We start from the raw sequence: 16,530 nt of genomic DNA on the forward strand, positions 1-16,530 counted from the left end.
TAGTGTGGTACTTGACCAAAGCGGTTTGATCCGTCACTGCCAAGCGCATGATACCAATGGACCGCCTTGCACAAATCACCGCCCGTTTCGAGTACCTCGAAGCGGCCATGTCCACTGCCGGTGGCGATATTTCCAAGCTCGCTAAAGAATACAGCGATCTACGCCCTGTGGTGGAGGAAATCTCATCTTACCGCGTGTTGCTAGATAATCTGGAGGGCGCCAAAGAGATGTTGGCCGATCCCGATATGAAGGACATGGCCCGCGAAGAGATCAGCGATATTGAGGCCGCTCTGCCCGCTGCCGAGGCGTCATTGCAATTGGCACTGCTGCCCAAAGATGAGGCAGATGCGCGGCCCGCGATGTTGGAAATTCGCCCGGGTACAGGCGGTGACGAAGCAGCGTTGTTTGCCGCGGATCTTTTGCGCATGTACCACCGCTATGCTGAATCGCGCGGGTGGAAGCTGGATATCATCGAAGAGCAAACAACCGAATTGGGCGGCATCAAAGAAGTTGTGGCGCATATCACAGGCGAAAACGTTTTTGCGCGCTTGAAGTACGAGAGCGGCGTGCACCGTGTGCAACGTGTGCCCAGCACCGAAAGCGGCGGGCGCATTCACACCTCGGCGGCCACAGTAGCGGTTTTACCCGAAGCGGAAGATGTGGATATCCAGATCGCAACCACGGATATTCGCATTGATACATACCGTAGTTCGGGTGCTGGGGGGCAGCACGTCAATACCACCGATTCCGCCGTGCGGATCACCCATATTCCCACAGGGATTGTTGTCACCAGTTCCGAGAAATCCCAACACCGTAACCGCGAGATTGCGATGCAGGTGCTGAAAACGCGGCTTTATGATGCCGAACGCCAGCGGATTGATACAGAACGTTCGGACAGCCGCGCCAGCCAAGTCGGCAGCGGTGACCGCTCAGAGCGCATTCGCACCTATAACTTCCCCCAAGGGCGGATGACGGATCACCGGATAAACCTGACGCTCTATAAACTGGATGCTGTCATGCAAGGTGATCTGGATGAGATCGTGGATGCGCTTACGGCGGATGCGCAGGCGCAAATGCTGGCGGAGATGGGGCAATGACAACGGCAGCTGTGGCTATGGCTACGGCGACAGCGCAGTTGCGGGCGGCAGATGTGCCTGATCCTGCCCGCGATGCGCGATTGCTTTTGGCGCATGCTGCGTCTGTGGATGCCGCGCGGGTGACCTTGATCGCCCCGGATGATCTAGCCCCCGAAATTGCCGCACGTTATGCCCAGTTGATCACCCTTCGGGCCGAGCGCGTCCCCGTGAGCCACCTTTTAGGGGAACGCGCGTTTTATGGTCGTAACTTTAAGATCAGTCGTGAGGTACTGGACCCGCGCCCTGAAACCGAAAGCTTGATTGAGGCGGCTTTGGCAGAACCGTTTGAACGGGTGCTGGACCTTGGCACCGGATCAGGCTGCATCCTTGTGACGTTGCTGGCAGAGCGGGCCAGTGCAACAGGCGTGGGCGTGGACCTGTCTGAGGGCGCATGTCTACAGGCCAGCGCCAATGCGGTGCTCCACGGTGTGACCGAGCGTGCAGAGGTCCGCCAATCAGATTGGTTTGGCACCGTTGAAGGACGGTTCGATCTGATCGTCAGCAACCCGCCGTATCTGGCGCAATCCGAAATGAAAGACATCGCACCTGAATTGGCTCTGCATGAACCCGCCATGGCGCTAACAGATGGAGCCGATGGGCTGAGCGTTTACCGCCTGATCGCCGCGCAAGCGCAGGGGTACTTGTGCGCCCAAGGCCGTGTTCTAGCGGAAATGGGATGGCAGCAAGGCGCGGATATTCGGGCCATTTTTGAACAGGCTGGATGGGCTAATGTAGTGATTCTGCCGGATATGGACGGGCGTGATCGTGTTATTTGTGCCCAAAACCCTGCATAAGGGCGTATTTATGTGTATTTGGGTTGTTTTCTCTCTTGCCCCACTGGGCCAGAGAAGGGTATGAAATAGGCGTTGCAGCGGTGAATGCTACTTGCGGTCCCGCGCGGCGATATGCCCAACCTAATCTCGTACCGATAGGGTGCGCCACGCGCGCCACGGACCGACCGCATTAACAGCACCAAAAGGCTGACCTTTCTATATGAAACCTCAAAGATCGCGTTCTCGTAACAAGAACAACCGTAACCGCAACTCCGGCAGTAATCAGGGCGGCAACGTTGTTAACCGTGTCTTCGACAGCTCGGGTCCAGAAGGCAAAGTGCGTGGTACGCCCAGTCAGGTGATTGAAAAATACAACCAGCTGGCGCGCGATGCCCAGCTGAGCAATGACCGTGTTGCTATGGAGAGCTTCCAGCAGCATGCAGAGCATTACACACGCCTGTTGAGCGAAGCGCAAAAAGAGGCGGAAGCCAAACGCGAAGAGCAAGAGCGCATCAACCGCGAGCGCCAAACCGAGCGTGACGAACAAGAACGTCAAAACCGTGAACGCCAAGCCGAGCGCGACCGTGAGCGCAACGAGCGCGAAGCGCAGCAGCAAGCCGAGCGTGATGCACAGCCACAACCGGAAGAGCCACAGGTTGAACCGCAAGTGCAGCCTCAGGCCGAACCGCAAGCGGAGCCTGTTGCAGAGGAAGAGACAAGCAATTTGGTGGAAACGCCCGAAAGCAAACCCAAAACCCGCCGCGCACCGCGTCGCAAGCCCAAGCCGAAAGAACCGGCTGCTGAAGGCGCTGAACAGCCCAAGGTTGCGGAATAAATTAAAAAAGCCCCGCACGAGCGGGGCTTTTTTTATGTGCAGGGGTCTGGTCGAACCTCCTAGATGTGAATACCTAGCTGGTACTTTGTCAGGACTTAGCGATCTCACGTGCCAGCGCACAAAATCCTTCCAGTGATATTTGCTCTGCGCGGTCCGTTGGCTTTAGCCCTGCGGCGATCAGGCGGTCCTCGATGTCTGGGGTCGTGCCTTTCAAGGCTGCACGCAGCATCTTGCGGCGCTGGTTGAATGCGGCAGCAACCGTACGCGACAGGATTGCAGCATCAGCAGGAAAGCGCGGCTCGGGCAGGGCGGTCAGGTGGACCACGGCACTGGACACTTTTGGCGGCGGGCTGAAGGCTTCGGGTGGCAGGTTGATCACGATCTTTGCATCGGCGCGCCATTGCGCCAACAGGGCAAGACGCCCGTAAGCCTTGGACCCTGGTGCCGCGACAATGCGTTCTGCGACTTCACGTTGGAACATCAGGGTCAGGCTCTGCCAGAACGGGGGCCATTCAGGCGGGGTTAGCCAGCGCACCAGCAATTCCGTGCCGATGTTATAGGGCAGATTGGCGGCGACGCGGATCGGCGGGGTTAGATGGGCTAGGGGGTTCACCTCTAGTGCGTCCCCGTCGATGACCTGAAGGCGGTCTGGATAGGCGGCGGCAATTTCGGCCAGCGCAGGCATGCAGCGGCTGTCTTTTTCAATTGCCAGCACACGGCGCGCTCCCTCGGCCAGTAATCCACGTGTCAAGCCACCGGGACCGGGGCCAATTTCCAGCACATCACATTGTGTCAAATCCCCCGCTTGGCGGGCAATTTTTGCCGTCAGGTTGAGGTCCAGCAAAAAGTTCTGGCCAAGGGATTTACGTGCTTGAAGGCCATGATCGTCAATTACCTGACGCAAGGAGGGAAGGTTGTCTATTGTGCTCATCTGGTGGCCATCTTGTGGGCCAAACGGATGGCCTCGATCATGCTGGAGGGGTTGGCGATGCCTTGGCCCGCGATATCAAAGGCGGTGCCGTGATCGGGTGAGGTGCGAATAAAGGGCAAGCCAAGCGTCACGTTCACGCCAAGGTCGAAATCCAGTGTTTTAATCGGGATCAGGGCTTGGTCGTGGTACATGGCGATGGCTGCGTCATAGCGGGCGCGGGCGGCGGCGTGAAACATGGTATCGGCGGGCATCGGGCCTTGCAGCGCATACCCCTCGGTCTGCATCTGGCTGATCAGCCCCGCAATCCAAGACAATTCTTCAATGCCCATCGCCCCGCCTTCGCCTGCGTGGGGGTTCAACCCGCTGATGGCGATGCGCGGTTGCGCGATGCCGAACTGTTTTTGCAGGCCAGTATGGGTAATTTCAATTGTCCGGCGCAGGACCTCGGGTGTGAGGGCGGTTGGGACGTCGGACAATGCGATATGGATGGTCGCAGGGACCACGCGCAATTGTTCGGATGCCAACATCATCACGACATCACAGCCACCCGCCAGCGCAGCAAGGTATTCTGTATGACCAGGATAAGCGAAATTGGCTCCGTCTTTGAGCGCCTTTTTATGGATGGGGGCCGTGCAAATCGCAGCGGCCTGATCCGATTGCACCAGATCAACCGCTCGGGCGATCACGTCAATCACTCCCTGCGCGTTCGCGGCGGTTGGGATACCTGTTGTGGCAGTAGCGGCAAAGCGGTGTTCTAGGACGGGCAGGGCACGGGCGCTGACCTGTTGTGTTGCCTGCGCCGCTGAGTGCACCACTTCAAAAGGAACACCTGCAGGCAAGTGGCGGGGGTCACCCAACCAGAGCATGGGGATACTATCCGCAAGAGCCGCCCACGCATGGGCGGCAATCTCGGGTCCGATGCCTGCGGGTTCGCCGCAGGTCACTACAATAGGTTTCATTTGATCGAAATACGAGCTTCGGAGCGCAGTTCAGCCAAAAGACCATCCGCAAAGCTGCTGAGACGGCGCTGGCGCAAGGCTCCGGCTACGTCTTCGCGGCTGACTTCGGCATTTTTTTCTGCGGTACGTCCACAGAGCATCAGGAACACCAACGCATCACCGTTTGACCGTGTTAGCGCAGTCGAGACTTCGCCTCTGTCCAGCTTACTGAGTTCAATCGCAAAGTCCTGCGGCAATTCGGAAGGTTTACGCGTTTCGCGCTCCAGCGCACCTTCGGGTTGGCCTTTGGCAAAAGCATAAAGGTCATCGCAAACGTCAACTTGGGCTTTGAGGTTGGCAGCTTGCTGCAAGGTTGCCTCGGTCCGGCCACCCGCCATGTAATAGGCGGCGTATTCAATTGCAGAGTAGGTTTTAGAGGGTGTGCCTGTTTCCTTGATGTCGCGCAGTTGGAACAGGGCAACCGCGTTTGGAATATTCAAAGGCGCGGTGACTTCGCCCGGCGCAAGCGCAAGGATCAGGGGTTGTAGAACAGGCGGCAGATTGGACAGGTCTTGCCACGGAAGATGGCCGCCAGCCCCACGCGATGCCGTTGCAGAATATTTGCGTGCATAGCTTGAGAATTGAGCAGGAGATGTGCTTTCTGCAATTTCTTCAGCCAGAGCTGATACCCGTGCAGCTTGTGCAGGAGGGGCTGGAATGATGATCTCGGAGACCAGAACGCGGATGTTCGAGGCGCCTGAGTTTTGCGAGGCCAGCGCACGGTCGATCTCGGCTTCGGAGATGCTAACCCGCGACGCATAACGCGCACGGATCAGATCACGCCATGCAACACCGTTGAGGACAAAGTCACGATAGGTTTCAGGCGCAATACCGGCACGGCTCAGCGCGGAGGTGAACTCTGCGCGTGACAAGTTGGCACGGCCTGCAAACTCTTCCAGTGCTTCGTTCATGCCTTCATCGCTCAGCTTCAGGCCGGCATCACGGATGGCTTCGCCGCGCAAACGTTCGTCAACCAAGCTTTGGATCGCGGCTTTGCGTGTTGCACCGCGTGCGTTGAGAACTTTGAGAAAAAGAACCCTTTGTTGGACTTCGAACTCCGTTACAACCGTGTCATTCACAGTTGCCGCAGGAGCGAACATATTTTGCGCGGTCACAGGACCTGCAAGGGTGGTGATCAGGCCAATGGCGGCGAGGGTGGGTGCTATTTTGAACATGAGCGGACGTATCTTTCTGTTCCGGTGTTAGCGGAAAAGCCCCGCAAACCGACGTTAAATCCAAAATCGGTCGAAGGCTCAACGCTTGTTGAGAGTGAAAATTTGCGCTCCACATCGAAGTCTATGGTCACACACTCGTTCTCATAGCGCAAGCCGATGCCAGCAGTCGCAGAAACGTCGTCTGAGACGTTATAGCGCCAATCTGCAGAGGCGGTCCAGAGCGGGTTAACCTTAAAGGTGGCATCAATGCTGAGCTCGGATATTGGTAGGTCGCGGAATTCTTCAGTGTCTTCTTCCAGCCAGACATATGATCCGCCAAAGGTACCACGTTTAAACGTGTATTCTCCGCGCAACTCGATTTTGGACATGTCGAAATCACCCTCGAATAGAGTGCGCGCTGTCAGTATTGTGCCTTTGCCCGAGCTGAGTTGTCCGGCGATTAGAAAATCCGAAGACAAGCCATTTAAACCAGAAGTGGTCGTAAAGTCAGTATCGGATTCGCTGCGGAAGATTTGTCCGACGGTCAGTTGTGCATCCCAGCCTTTGGGGTTGAACCGCGACCAGCCTAGGCCAACGGCGGCGGTCAGACCGCGCTCGCGGCGGTCGGCGCTTGGGAAACGTGACAAGCTGAGCAGGTTGCCTGTATCAAATTCAACCAACGGACTTTCTTCATTGGGTACATTAAGGCGGTCGCCGCCAACCCAGCTTAACTGGACAACAGGTTCCAACACATGGCTGATGCCTGCTGCGGTCTTCTTGGCGAGGGGATAGCGCAGGGTGACAGCGGCTTGGGGTGTTAGCTCCGCTTGCTCTGTTTGATATTCATTGTCTTGGAGGATTTTGAAAGCGTTGAACGTGGCGCCCAATTGGGTATCCACGCGCAGACCTTGATTTAATACGAAACTGCGCAGCCAGTTAACTTCGGCATTCAGACGCGTAACATCGCGCCCATCGGCAACTGAATCATCATCACGCGTCGTGTCGAAGGGCAGATCAGAAATACGGTTGTGGCTATGGGCGGCCAAGGTCGCGCGAATTTCACCCCCTAAAGCTGACGGGAAAAAGCGGCGTTCATATTCGGCGTCCAACACCAATGTCGGGATGGTGTCGTTGTCTTCATCTTCTCGCAGGGATTTGAAGTTGTAAAAGCTACCGCGGATGTATTCGTCACGGCGCGCGCGGCTGACAGTGAGTTCAGACTTCAGGCGGTCGGAGTCGGAGTAGCCATAAGCATCCAGATACCCGTCATCGCTGACGGTCTCGATTGCGAAATTGAGTTTGAAATCGCCGGGCAGGGCAAACAGGCCTGTGCCGAACAGATAGCCGCGTGTTTGCGAGGCCAGCAGATCATCTTTGGTGATGGCGCCCACAAACTCGACCCGTCCGTTGCGGTATGCCTGACGGTATCTAAATTCCAACGTCGTGGTTGAGCTGGACAGATATGGCGTGAGCGTCAGATCGCGTTTGTCGCTGAGCTTGATGAAGTACGGCAGCTTTAGCCCTGTACCCAGCGCAGAGGTCGAGCGGATAGAAGGGGTAAGGAAGCCAGTCGCACGTTCTACCTTAGGGCCAGGCAGACGCAGACGGGGCAGCCAAAATACTGGTACGTTACGGATGCGGAATTGGGCCTCGTCAAAGTAGAGCTGCTGTTCGACCTCATCGTGGATCACCCGTTTTGCACGGATTTGCCACAGCGGCGGCTTGCCATCACCGCAAACACGGCAAGAGGTTACAGCGGTTTTATACAGCTGGTTATAGCGGTCATCGACGCGGTCAATCTGCACGGCAGCCAATTGCAACTGCTGATCTAGCACCAGCCGCGCCCCTTTGAGGATGCCGTTGCGCATATCGGCGTCCAGTTCGGCCGAGTTTGCCAAAATAACCGTGCCATTATCTTCTGTCAGGGTGATCGGCCCCTCGATAGAGAGCGCACCAGTGTCTTGGTTATAACGGATTGCGGTTGCGCGCAGGCGGACATCGTTTTGGAATGCCTCTACGTTTCCAGAGGCAACCAGTTCACGGTCACGTGTGATATAGAGTTGATCCGCAACCAGAAGCGCCGCGTCCTGTGCCGCAGCCCGTAAGGGGAGCAAGGATAAGATGAGGAGAGCAAGAAAGCGCATGGTTCAGCCATCCTCGCGGTGGAGTAACAGGCCAAGGGCCAACATAATGGCGGCAATAGGCGGTGCCCATGCGGCCAGAAGCACGGGTATTTGGCCATTTTCGCCAAGAATCTGCGCAAAGCTGCGGATGAAATACAAACCAAATCCTAACAATACAGCGGAGAGCACCGCAATGCCGGTTCCCCCAGATCTGGTATGCCGCATGGTGAAGGCGCTCGCAACCAGAACCATCGCAATCAGGAACAGCGGGCGGGCCAATTCGGTTTGCATCCAGACTTTGTGACGACGGGGCGAAAATCCCGATTGCTCTAGCTGTTGGATAAACGCAGGGAGCTCATAAATTGAAATTGCGCCCGCTTTACCAAAGCTGTCACGGATGCGGTCCAGCGTCAGCGAAGAAGGGATCATCAGCGTCTCAAAGGTCTCGGCATTGCCTTCCGCGTTGATGCCAACCGTAAGTGGCCATGATTTTGCGTCATGCAGTTCCCAACCGTCATCACTCAATGTGGCACTTTGGGCTTCGATGCGGCGCATGGGATTGCCCTCGGGGGCGTAGGCGATAAATGTGACGTCATAGAGAACCGAGCCGTCGGTATTGGAGCGCCAAGCACGGATCACAGTCTGTCCCTCATCGCCCCCTTGGCGCAGCCACAGCCCTTCTTCCGAGATTGATAGAGCAGAGCCATTGCCGTTGCGATACTGGTCGGTCAGTTGCTCATAGCGTTTAGAGGTTGCGGCAACGAGGGGGTTGAAAACACCCACAATGATCAAGCCAATCAAAAACGCCATAGCAACAGGCGAAACAAGTGTTTTGAGCGCGGGACGTCCTGCGGCGCGGGTTACCACCATTTCCGACGAACGTGCCATGCTGAGAAACAGCACCACGGTGGCCAGAACCATATTCAGCGGCAAGATCCGGTTAATCGTCTGAGGTGTGTTCAGCAGCGCCAATGTGAGCAGGTCACCAAAGCTAAGTACGTCGGCAAAGCTGTTGCGGCTCTCCTCCAAAATACCTGTTAGCAAAATGAGCGTGATCAAGACCGCAGTGATCATCAAAAAGCTGAGTAAAAAACGGCGGGCGAAGTAGAAATGCAGGATCATGTGGCTGCCTTACGTCGTTTGAGCCGTGCAAGCCATGCAGGATTGGCCGCATGCCACAACATCAGCGAGGCAATCAGCAGGCCGATGACCGTAGGGAGGTAGAGGAGCGGCCAAAGCTGTGCGTTGGCATCAACCTGCGAGGACAAAGTGCCGCGCAGCCCGTCGAGGAAAATGAGCAACCCAAAGGCGAGGCCAATCTCGCGCCAGACGCCAAAGCGGGAAAAACCACCAATTAATAAGGTCGCAAACCCGATCAGCGCCGCGGCGATGCAGAACAGTGGGCGGGAAAAGCGGGAGTGGAGTTCTTCGGCGATTTGTCCGGCAGATTTTCCTGATCGCTCGGAGTTGCTAGACCAGTTGGCTAAGAGAGCAAAGGTTGTGGTGTTGCTGATGTTCATGATTTCTTCGACATTCTTACTGACCAACCCTGAAATATCGAAAGAAAAATCCGCGAATTTCGCAGTGGTCAGGCGTTGGCTATTCCGTTCCAGACGTTGGGCCAACCCGTCAACCATAATCAATGTGGTTCCTTCACCGCCGCGTATGAGATAGGCTTGGGAAGCCGTGTATATAATACCCTGATCTGGATTTCGCCTGTCGGATACGAAGACGTCATGAAGCACACCCTCGGCGTCGATAGTGCGGGTGTAAAACGTCACTTGACTGGTCGGATGTAAAAATGTGCCCTCGGTCAGCAGCCGCGAGGTCACGTTTTTGACGATCTCTTGTTCGCGTTCCTTGAGTTGGGATTGGGCCAACGGCACAAGTACGTTGCTGAGCGTCGCCATGAATAGCGCCACACAAATCCCGAAGACCAAAACAGGCCGTGCAAGGCGCCATGGCCCTGTGCCTGTGGCCTGAAGTGCTGTTAGTTCGCTGTCTGTCGTCATGCGGTTGATTACATAAACGGCGGAGGCAAAGGTTGCGATGGGCAGCACTGTGGCAATAAGGCTTGGCAGCCCAAGAGCTGTGAATTCAAGAAACACAAGCGCGGTCTGCCCGTCTCCGATGAGGCGGTCAAACAGTACAACGGCGCGGTTGATCCAGAATATCGACACTAATACCAGTGCGAAAAAACCAAATAGAACCAGCAGTTGCGACAGCATGTAGCGGTCGAACTTGGCCACCCGATTCCCTCCTGTGTGTGTGCTCTGACGGCGTTTGCGCTACATTAACTGAAACTTCAGGCGCATAAAACTGATATCTGGCCTTGGCGGCTGTGGCGGGTTAGGTATTGGGAAATACATAACAAAAGGCATACTCTCATGAGCACACTTACTCCTATTTCCTTTGTCACAACTGATCTTGATGCTGTTGCGGATCATGTTGGTCGCGTGGCTGTATTCGTCGATTCCGAAGGCAAATTGGACACAGGGGCGCGCCGTGTGAACCGTCTGACTAAAGGCGCTGTTGCGCGGATCGTTGAGGGTGAGGGCTGGGCCAAGGTGAAAGAGGGGGACAGTGTTACTGTCGGGTATCCTGCGGGCATGAAGGCGGATGCGGTGGATGTCATACGTCTTGAGCGGAACGCAAAAGGCACAGTAGCACGCAAAGCCGGGGCGACCTTGGCGAAAACACGTGGCGGCAAAGCCGACATGCTGATTTTGGCAGCACAGTTGCGCCACGCCCAAGAGATGGTGTTTGGCCTTGTCATGCGTGACTATGCATTTGAAAATCATAAATCCGCTGACAGCACCCGCACCGGTGCAGTGCAGGTCATGTGTGGCAAACCTGATGAGCTGAAAGAAGCCGTTGCACCGCTGTTGGCTGTGGCCGAGGGCGCGCATATGACCCGTGATCTGGTGAATGAGCCCTCCAACGTGTTGACCACGACCCATTACACCGAGCGCCTCAAAGAAATGGAAAGCCTCGGCCTCAAGGTCGAAGTTCTGGACGAAGCAGCGTTGGAAAAACTGGGCATGCGGACGTTGTTGTCCGTGGGCCAAGGGTCAGAGAGCCCGTCTTATGTGGTCACGATGCGCTGGGACGGGGGCGATAAGGATGCCGCGCCGTTGGCGCTGGTGGGTAAAGGCGTGGTGTTTGATACCGGTGGTATCTCGCTCAAGCCTGCTGCGAATATGGAAAACATGACCATGGACATGGGCGGTTCGGCTGTGGTCGCGGGGGTGATGCGCACATTGGCGCTGCGCGGTGCCAAAGCTAATGTTGTCGGCGTCGTCGGCATCGTCGAGAACATGCCATCTGGCAAAGCCTCGCGGCCCGGTGATGTTGTGACCTCTATGAAAGGCGATACAATTGAGAACATCAACACAGATGCCGAAGGTCGTTTGGTGCTGTGTGATGCGATGTGGTATACGCAAGAGACCTTCAAACCCGCCGCGATGATTGATCTGGCGACATTGACTGGTGCGATTATTGTCGGTCTGGGTAATGAAAATGCGGGTGTCTTTTCCAACAACACACCGTTTTGCAATGCATTCTTGAAATCAGCCGAGGCAGAAGGCGAAGGCGCATGGCGTCTGCCCCTCTCGCAAGCCTATGATGACCTGCTCAAAAGCCGGATTGCCGATATGAAAAACGTCGGGGGCCCCGCAGCGGGCTCAATCACGGCGGCACAGTTTTTGCAGCGTTTTGTAAAAGACGACTGCCCTTGGATTCACCTTGATATCGCAGGGGTTACATCGCTCAAGACCGAAACCGCGTTGGCGCCTGTGGGCGCAACAGGCTGGGGCGTTGCATCGCTAAACCGTTTGATCGCAGACAATTATGAAGCAGTGTGATCCTAACGGTCATCTAGAAGACGGAGAAAACTGATGGGCGCAGTGATGTTCTATCACCTGACACAGCGTCCTTTGCTGGATACGCTGCGCATGTTGGTGGATAAATCGCTGGCCAATGGCTGGCGCGTGTCCGTGCGTGGCACCAACCGTGCTGGCCTTGAGGCGCTGGATGCTGCGCTTTGGCATGGTCCCGAAGCCAGTTTTCTGCCGCATGGGTTGGAGGGGGGCGCACATGACGCCCTCCAGCCTGTGTTGCTGGGGATGCAGGCGGGAAACGTCAACGGCGCGCAATGTGTGATGGCGGTCCATTCGGCAGAAGTATCACCCGAAGACGCTGCCGCGATGGAGCGGGTTTGTATCTTGTTTGACGGATATGACGAAGATCAACTGGCCCATGCGCGGGGGCAGTGGAAAACCCTGACCGCCGCAGGGGTTAGCGCGCAATACTGGTCCGAGGAATCGGGGCGGTGGGAGAAGAAAGCAGAGGCATAGGACGCTCTTGTTAACGCATTGGTAGACCTCTTGTGCAAAAGAGGACGGGCCAAAGCATTCAGGGGTTTGCGATGAATCTGTATCACTGTTCTATTGATCTGCGCGATGACACGAAAGCACTGGGGTTTGCCGCCGCTCTGGAGGTGTGGATGAAACACCTGCAATCCAGTGGCGTTATCCTGTCTTGGCGGTTGTGTCGTCAAAAACTGGGTTTCGGTGCCCCGCGCGCGCGTGATTTTCTGCTCGAAATCGAAGTCGAAAACCTGACGCAACTGGACCAAGCGTTTCGCTTTGCCGCTTCTGGCGATGCCCATGTGGAACGCTTGTATACCACGGTGCATCAAATGGTGGGGGAAGTGGACGTGGCTCTATACCGCCCATTCCCTGATCCTGAACGGGCCGAGAGAATGGCGTTGATCTAAAGCGCAGGCCTATGCCATGAAAATGTTTGGCGTGGGCGCGGTGTGTCATGAAATTGTGAACTTGGAGACTTAAGGGCAGCCAAAGAATGCACTTTGTGAGTATGCACGAACATGGCTGATTTGGAAAATGGCGATTTTGATCGTGTGATCATTGTCGGAAACACAGCCTCTGGAAAGTCGTGGTTGTCTGATCAAATGGCCAGCGTCTTATCGGCACCTATTGTCAGGTTGGATGACGTCCATTGGGTTAATGGCGATTTCACCAAGCGACAAAATCCTGATATGGCTATAGCGCAGATCATTGATACCTCTCAAATGGACCGCTGGATCATTGAAGGGGTTTACGGCTGGCTGATGTCGCCGATTATAGAGCATGCATCCTGCGTTGTTTGGATCGATGTACCGTGGGATACCTGTCAGCAAAACCTGCTATTCAGAGAGCAGGCGCAACGTGGCATTGTTTTGAGCGAAGCTCTCGAACGTTGGGCAAAAGAATACTGGTCACGTAAAACCAGTAGTTCGTATCAAGGGCACCTAGAGTTGTTTTCCGCATTTGGGGGGCCAAAATTCAGGTTGACGTCAAAACGGCACGTCACAAATTTTGTCAATGATGTGGTTTGTACAAAACACTAAAAGGATAATCCATTTCCCCTATCTTAAGTGTGTTGCTCTGTCATCAACGCGTCAGGCGCAATTCCCCGCCGGAAATCTCGATGCGACCCCATTTCTCAAGATATGCCATTCCCAGAAGGGAGCCATCCATTTCGCCGCCATTGACCGAAGCAAAGACATCCGTATCTGTGATGTCACCAAGGCGCACGGTATTCAGGCGGATAGGGGCCGTGCGTACTGTGCCGTTAGCGGTATTCGCTGAGCCGAGGAAATTGAGGCTATCGGGATCGATCCCTACGCGGCGGGCGTCATCAAGGCTCAGCACCATATTGCTTGCTCCTGTGTCCACAACAAAACGGATATTCTCGCCGTTCAGCGCAAGCGTCAGATAATAATGCCCATCTGATTGCCGTGGCACAGAAATTTGCCCTTTGCCCAGTTGTAGCATCTGGTCTGCCGAGGTCTGCCGCTGCACATCGCTCCACAGGCCATACCCTGCGACCACACCAAGGAAAATAAAGCCCCAGATCATCGCCTGTTGCAGCACTTTTCCGATGCCTTCACGGTTGGCGGTAAAAAACCAGCCCATCACGGCGCAGCCGAGCAGCACAAGATAGATTAGGTTTGCGGTTGTATCTCCGTTCATGTCGGCTCCTTTTCTACGCTATCATATAGGCAGTGGGGGATTTTATCCAACCGGAGTCACAAATCCGAATTCAGCCAGACCATCGAGCACAAATTGCACTGAAAGGGCGGCCAGCAACATACCGAAAATACGGGTAAAAACGTTGATAGCAACCTTGCCCACACGTTGCTCGAGATTGCTGGAAAGACGCAGCATGATGTACATCATCATCAAAACAATGGCTAGAATCCCGAAAACGGTGATAAGCCCCTGACCACCGGGTTTTTCGCCCACCAGCAGAATAACCGAGGCAATCGCGCCTGGCCCCGCAATCAGCGGTATGGCAAGTGGAAAGACGCTGGGGTCTTCGTGTGCGGGATCAGGCTCGCTTGAAGTGTCCTCACGGCGTTTTGTACGCCGGTCAAACAGCATATCAAGGGCCGTCAGAAACAGCAAAATGCCACCCGCAACACGAAAGGCGGCCATCGAAATGCCGATGAAATCCAAAATGGATTCGCCTGCCAGCGCAAAAACGACAAGGATCAATCCACCAACCAGAACGGCACGACGGGCGATGCGTTCCCGCTCGACCAAGGTTCTGTCCGGCGTAATAGCAAGAAAAATGGGCGCGATGGCGATGGGGTCAACCACGACCAACAAGGTCACAAAAGCGGTGATCATGTAGGCGGTGTCGATGATCATGCTTGTGCTTTTTCCAGCTTGGACGCAGCATCCATCCAGATGCTTTCAGCGCGCTCCAACGCGGCCATTACCTCTGCGTATTTCTTGTTCCAGACTTCCAATTCACCGACTTTGTCTTTTTCATAAAGCGCGGGATCAGCCAGCTTTTGGGCCAGTTTATCACGCATGTCGTTGATCTTGGTCACCCGCGCTTCAGACGTGCGCACTTCGGATCGCAGTGCAATAATGTCTTCGCGGCTGGCGCGTTTTGGTTTGGGGGCTTCCACTTTCGGGCGTGCATTTTTGCTGACAGGTTTGTCGACGGTCAGCAGCATTTTGCGGTAAGCCTCCAGATCGTCCTCATAGGGTTTCACGGTGCCGTCAGAGACCAGCCAAAGGCGATCCGCAACCATGGACAGCAGGTGCATGTCGTGGCTGACCAGAATAACCGCGCCAGAATACCGCGTCAGCGCCTCAACCAATGCTTCACGCGATTCGATATCAAGGTGGTTTGTCGGTTCATCGAGGATCAGCAGATGGGGTGCATCCAGCGTGGCCAGCAAAAGGGATAGACGTGCTTTTTGGCCACCAGACAAGCGACCTACAGCGGTATCCGCCTGATCAGGCCCAAGACCAAATCCTGCCAGTTGCGCGCGCAATTTGGATTGCATCACGCCAGGGCGGGCGGTCATCATGTGCTGCAAAGGCGTTTCTTCAATAACCAGTTCATCCACCTGATGCTGGGCGAAAAAGCCGATACGCAGCTTGCTGGAATTAGTCACTTTACCATCAAACAGCACCAAACGGTTGGACAGTAGCTTGGACAGCGTTGATTTACCCTGACCGTTTTTGCCCAGCAGGGCGATGCGGTCATCTTGGTCAATGCGCAGGTTCAGGCGCGACAACACGGGGTTACCTGCATCATACCCAGTTGATCCGCCCTCAATGCTGATGATTGGCGGCGACAATTCGTCGGGCTGCGGGAAGGTGAATACCTTGCGCGCGGCTTCCTCTGGTGGTGTGATCGTCACCATTTTTTCAATCGCTTTCATCCGCGATTGTGCCTGTTTCGCTTTAGATGCCTTGGCCTTAAAGCGATCCACAAAGGCCTGCATATGCGCTTTATGGGCTTGCTGTTTTTTCGCGGCAGCAGAAAGCTGCGCCCGTTTTTCAGCACGCATTTTGGCAAATTGATCGTAATTACCTTGGTAATAGGTCAGTTTGCGGTCTTCGAGGTGCAGGATACCGCCGACAGCACGGTTCAGCAGACCACGGTCGTGGCTGATGATGATGACGGTATGCGGGTATTTGGCCAGATAGTTTTCCAGCCACAAAGCGCCCTCGAGATCGAGATAGTTTGTCGGTTCATCAAGCAGCAGCACATCGGGCTGGGCAAATAGAATACCCGCCAACGCCACGCGCATACGCCAGCCGCCTGAAAAGGCAGAGCAGGGCTGCTGTTGGTCGTGGTCATCAAACCCTAGACCTTTGAGAATACTTGCAGCGCGGCCTTCGGCGGACCATGCATCAATATCGGCAAGGCGCGATTGGATGTCTGCAATCCGGCCCGGATCTTTGGCGGTCTCGGCTTCGGTTAGCAGGGCGGCGCGCTCAATATCGCAGGCCAACACTGTGTCGATCAAAGAGGTCTCGGAGGAAGGGACTTCTTGTGCCACACCGCCGATTTTTGCGCGTGAGGGCAGGGATATCTCACCTGCGTCCAGCGCCAATTCGCCGCGAATGATCCGGAAGAGGGTGGTTTTGCCAGCCCCGTTTCGGCCCACAACGCCTACTTTATGACCTTCGGGAATGACGGCACTGGCCTCCTCAAAGAGGGGGCGGCCTTCGACTGAATAGTTGATCTCTGATATACGTAGCATGGTCG

Annotated in this window: 16 protein-coding genes; 7 read left to right on the plus strand and 9 right to left on the minus strand. The window is 55.5% G+C overall.

What is annotated here, in order from left to right; genetic code table 11:
• Positions 1-47: 47 nt before the first annotated feature.
• The 3 genes from prfA to GGR95_RS07595 all read left to right on the plus strand — a co-directional run bounded on the left by prfA (position 48) and on the right by GGR95_RS07595 (position 2,744).
• On the plus strand, positions 48-1,097 hold the full coding sequence (gene prfA / locus GGR95_RS07585; protein ID WP_184564419.1) for a peptide chain release factor 1: 1,050 nt from the start codon (positions 48-50) through the stop codon (positions 1,095-1,097).
• Complete coding sequence (gene prmC, locus GGR95_RS07590; RefSeq protein ID WP_246423319.1) at positions 1,094-1,930, plus strand: peptide chain release factor N(5)-glutamine methyltransferase; 837 nt, start codon at positions 1,094-1,096, stop codon at positions 1,928-1,930. Before prfA ends, prmC begins: the two co-directional genes overlap by 4 nt.
• 199 nt (positions 1,931-2,129) lie before the next feature.
• Entirely contained in the window at positions 2,130-2,744 is a 615-nt protein-coding gene (locus GGR95_RS07595) for a DUF4167 domain-containing protein (protein WP_184564421.1), read from the plus strand.
• Positions 2,745-2,832: 88 nt separating this feature from the next.
• On the opposite strand, the gene rsmA is transcribed toward GGR95_RS07595, so the two are convergent.
• From rsmA to lptF, 6 genes are read right to left on the minus strand one after another with little or no spacing between them, the layout of a single operon-like run.
• A complete protein-coding gene (gene rsmA, locus GGR95_RS07600; RefSeq protein ID WP_184564423.1) occupies positions 2,833-3,675 on the minus strand; it encodes a 16S rRNA (adenine(1518)-N(6)/adenine(1519)-N(6))-dimethyltransferase RsmA in 843 nt (280 codons plus the stop codon).
• A complete protein-coding gene (pdxA, locus tag GGR95_RS07605; protein WP_184564425.1) occupies positions 3,672-4,634 on the minus strand; it encodes a 4-hydroxythreonine-4-phosphate dehydrogenase PdxA in 963 nt (320 codons plus the stop codon). The genes rsmA and pdxA overlap by 4 nt, the downstream gene beginning before the upstream one ends.
• Positions 4,631-5,848 carry a peptidylprolyl isomerase gene (locus tag GGR95_RS07610; RefSeq protein ID WP_184564427.1) on the minus strand — a complete coding sequence of 406 codons (1,218 nt, stop codon included), beginning with the start codon at positions 5,846-5,848 and terminating at the stop codon, positions 4,631-4,633. Before GGR95_RS07610 ends, pdxA begins: the two co-directional genes overlap by 4 nt.
• Positions 5,836-7,971 (minus strand): LPS-assembly protein LptD, encoded by a 2,136-nt coding sequence (locus GGR95_RS07615; RefSeq protein WP_184564429.1) that lies wholly within the window; start codon positions 7,969-7,971, stop codon positions 5,836-5,838. Before GGR95_RS07615 ends, GGR95_RS07610 begins: the two co-directional genes overlap by 13 nt.
• Before the next feature lie 3 nt (positions 7,972-7,974).
• On the minus strand, positions 7,975-9,072 hold the full coding sequence (lptG, locus tag GGR95_RS07620; RefSeq protein WP_184564430.1) for an LPS export ABC transporter permease LptG: 1,098 nt from the start codon (positions 9,070-9,072) through the stop codon (positions 7,975-7,977).
• Entirely contained in the window at positions 9,069-10,199 is a 1,131-nt protein-coding gene (gene lptF, locus GGR95_RS07625) for an LPS export ABC transporter permease LptF (RefSeq protein ID WP_184564432.1), read from the minus strand. The genes lptG and lptF overlap by 4 nt, the downstream gene beginning before the upstream one ends.
• Before the next feature lie 138 nt (positions 10,200-10,337).
• On the opposite strand from lptF, the gene GGR95_RS07630 reads away from it, so the two are divergent.
• From GGR95_RS07630 to GGR95_RS07645, 4 genes are all read left to right on the plus strand, one after another.
• Positions 10,338-11,813: a leucyl aminopeptidase gene (locus GGR95_RS07630; RefSeq protein WP_184564435.1), complete on the plus strand. Its 1,476-nt coding sequence runs from the start codon at positions 10,338-10,340 to the stop codon at positions 11,811-11,813.
• Positions 11,814-11,846: 33 nt separating this feature from the next.
• Complete coding sequence (locus tag GGR95_RS07635) at positions 11,847-12,305, plus strand: DNA polymerase III subunit chi (protein WP_184564437.1); 459 nt, start codon at positions 11,847-11,849, stop codon at positions 12,303-12,305.
• A gap of 71 nt (positions 12,306-12,376) precedes the next feature.
• Positions 12,377-12,727: a DUF6614 family protein gene (locus GGR95_RS07640; RefSeq protein WP_184564439.1), complete on the plus strand. Its 351-nt coding sequence runs from the start codon at positions 12,377-12,379 to the stop codon at positions 12,725-12,727.
• 111 nt (positions 12,728-12,838) lie between these two features.
• The gene (locus GGR95_RS07645) at positions 12,839-13,360 is read left to right on the plus strand and encodes a P-loop NTPase family protein (protein ID WP_184564441.1); all 522 of its coding nucleotides are present in this window, start codon (positions 12,839-12,841) and stop codon (positions 13,358-13,360) included.
• Positions 13,361-13,403: 43 nt separating this feature from the next.
• On the opposite strand, the gene GGR95_RS07650 is transcribed toward GGR95_RS07645, so the two are convergent.
• Genes GGR95_RS07650 through GGR95_RS07660 form a run of 3 tightly spaced genes read right to left on the minus strand, consistent with a single transcriptional unit; the run spans position 13,404 to position 16,525 of the window.
• On the minus strand, positions 13,404-13,985 hold the full coding sequence (locus tag GGR95_RS07650; RefSeq protein ID WP_184564442.1) for a retropepsin-like aspartic protease family protein: 582 nt from the start codon (positions 13,983-13,985) through the stop codon (positions 13,404-13,406).
• 42 nt (positions 13,986-14,027) lie between these two features.
• Positions 14,028-14,666, minus strand: coding sequence for a MarC family protein (locus tag GGR95_RS07655; protein ID WP_184564444.1), 639 nt, complete (start codon positions 14,664-14,666; stop codon positions 14,028-14,030).
• Complete coding sequence (locus GGR95_RS07660) at positions 14,663-16,525, minus strand: ABC-F family ATP-binding cassette domain-containing protein (RefSeq protein WP_184564446.1); 1,863 nt, start codon at positions 16,523-16,525, stop codon at positions 14,663-14,665. The genes GGR95_RS07655 and GGR95_RS07660 overlap by 4 nt, the downstream gene beginning before the upstream one ends.
• Positions 16,526-16,530 lie beyond the last annotated feature (5 nt).

This window comes from Sulfitobacter undariae (assembly GCF_014196805.1).
GTDB classification, from domain to species: domain Bacteria; phylum Pseudomonadota; class Alphaproteobacteria; order Rhodobacterales; family Rhodobacteraceae; genus Sulfitobacter; species Sulfitobacter undariae.

What these genes read in the sequence shown, in the direction of transcription:
- GGR95_RS07630 (WP_184564435.1), top strand. Translation starts at nt 10,338, where the DNA reads ATGAGCACACTTACTCCTATTTCCTTTGTCACAACTGATCTTGATGCT.
- rsmA (WP_184564423.1), bottom strand. Translation starts at nt 3,675, where the DNA reads ATGAGCACAATAGACAACCTTCCCTCCTTGCGTCAGGTAATTGACGAT.
- GGR95_RS07635 (WP_184564437.1), top strand. Translation starts at nt 11,847, where the DNA reads ATGGGCGCAGTGATGTTCTATCACCTGACACAGCGTCCTTTGCTGGAT.
- prfA (WP_184564419.1), top strand. Translation starts at nt 48, where the DNA reads ATGATACCAATGGACCGCCTTGCACAAATCACCGCCCGTTTCGAGTAC.
- pdxA (WP_184564425.1), bottom strand. Translation starts at nt 4,634, where the DNA reads ATGAAACCTATTGTAGTGACCTGCGGCGAACCCGCAGGCATCGGACCC.
- GGR95_RS07615 (WP_184564429.1), bottom strand. Translation starts at nt 7,971, where the DNA reads ATGCGCTTTCTTGCTCTCCTCATCTTATCCTTGCTCCCCTTACGGGCT.
- lptG (WP_184564430.1), bottom strand. Translation starts at nt 9,072, where the DNA reads ATGATCCTGCATTTCTACTTCGCCCGCCGTTTTTTACTCAGCTTTTTG.
- GGR95_RS07610 (WP_184564427.1), bottom strand. Translation starts at nt 5,848, where the DNA reads ATGTTCAAAATAGCACCCACCCTCGCCGCCATTGGCCTGATCACCACC.
- GGR95_RS07655 (WP_184564444.1), bottom strand. Translation starts at nt 14,666, where the DNA reads ATGATCATCGACACCGCCTACATGATCACCGCTTTTGTGACCTTGTTG.
- GGR95_RS07650 (WP_184564442.1), bottom strand. Translation starts at nt 13,985, where the DNA reads ATGAACGGAGATACAACCGCAAACCTAATCTATCTTGTGCTGCTCGGC.
- GGR95_RS07595 (WP_184564421.1), top strand. Translation starts at nt 2,130, where the DNA reads ATGAAACCTCAAAGATCGCGTTCTCGTAACAAGAACAACCGTAACCGC.
- GGR95_RS07660 (WP_184564446.1), bottom strand. Translation starts at nt 16,525, where the DNA reads ATGCTACGTATATCAGAGATCAACTATTCAGTCGAAGGCCGCCCCCTC.
- prmC (WP_246423319.1), top strand. Translation starts at nt 1,094, where the DNA reads ATGACAACGGCAGCTGTGGCTATGGCTACGGCGACAGCGCAGTTGCGG.
- GGR95_RS07645 (WP_184564441.1), top strand. Translation starts at nt 12,839, where the DNA reads ATGGCTGATTTGGAAAATGGCGATTTTGATCGTGTGATCATTGTCGGA.
- GGR95_RS07640 (WP_184564439.1), top strand. Translation starts at nt 12,377, where the DNA reads ATGAATCTGTATCACTGTTCTATTGATCTGCGCGATGACACGAAAGCA.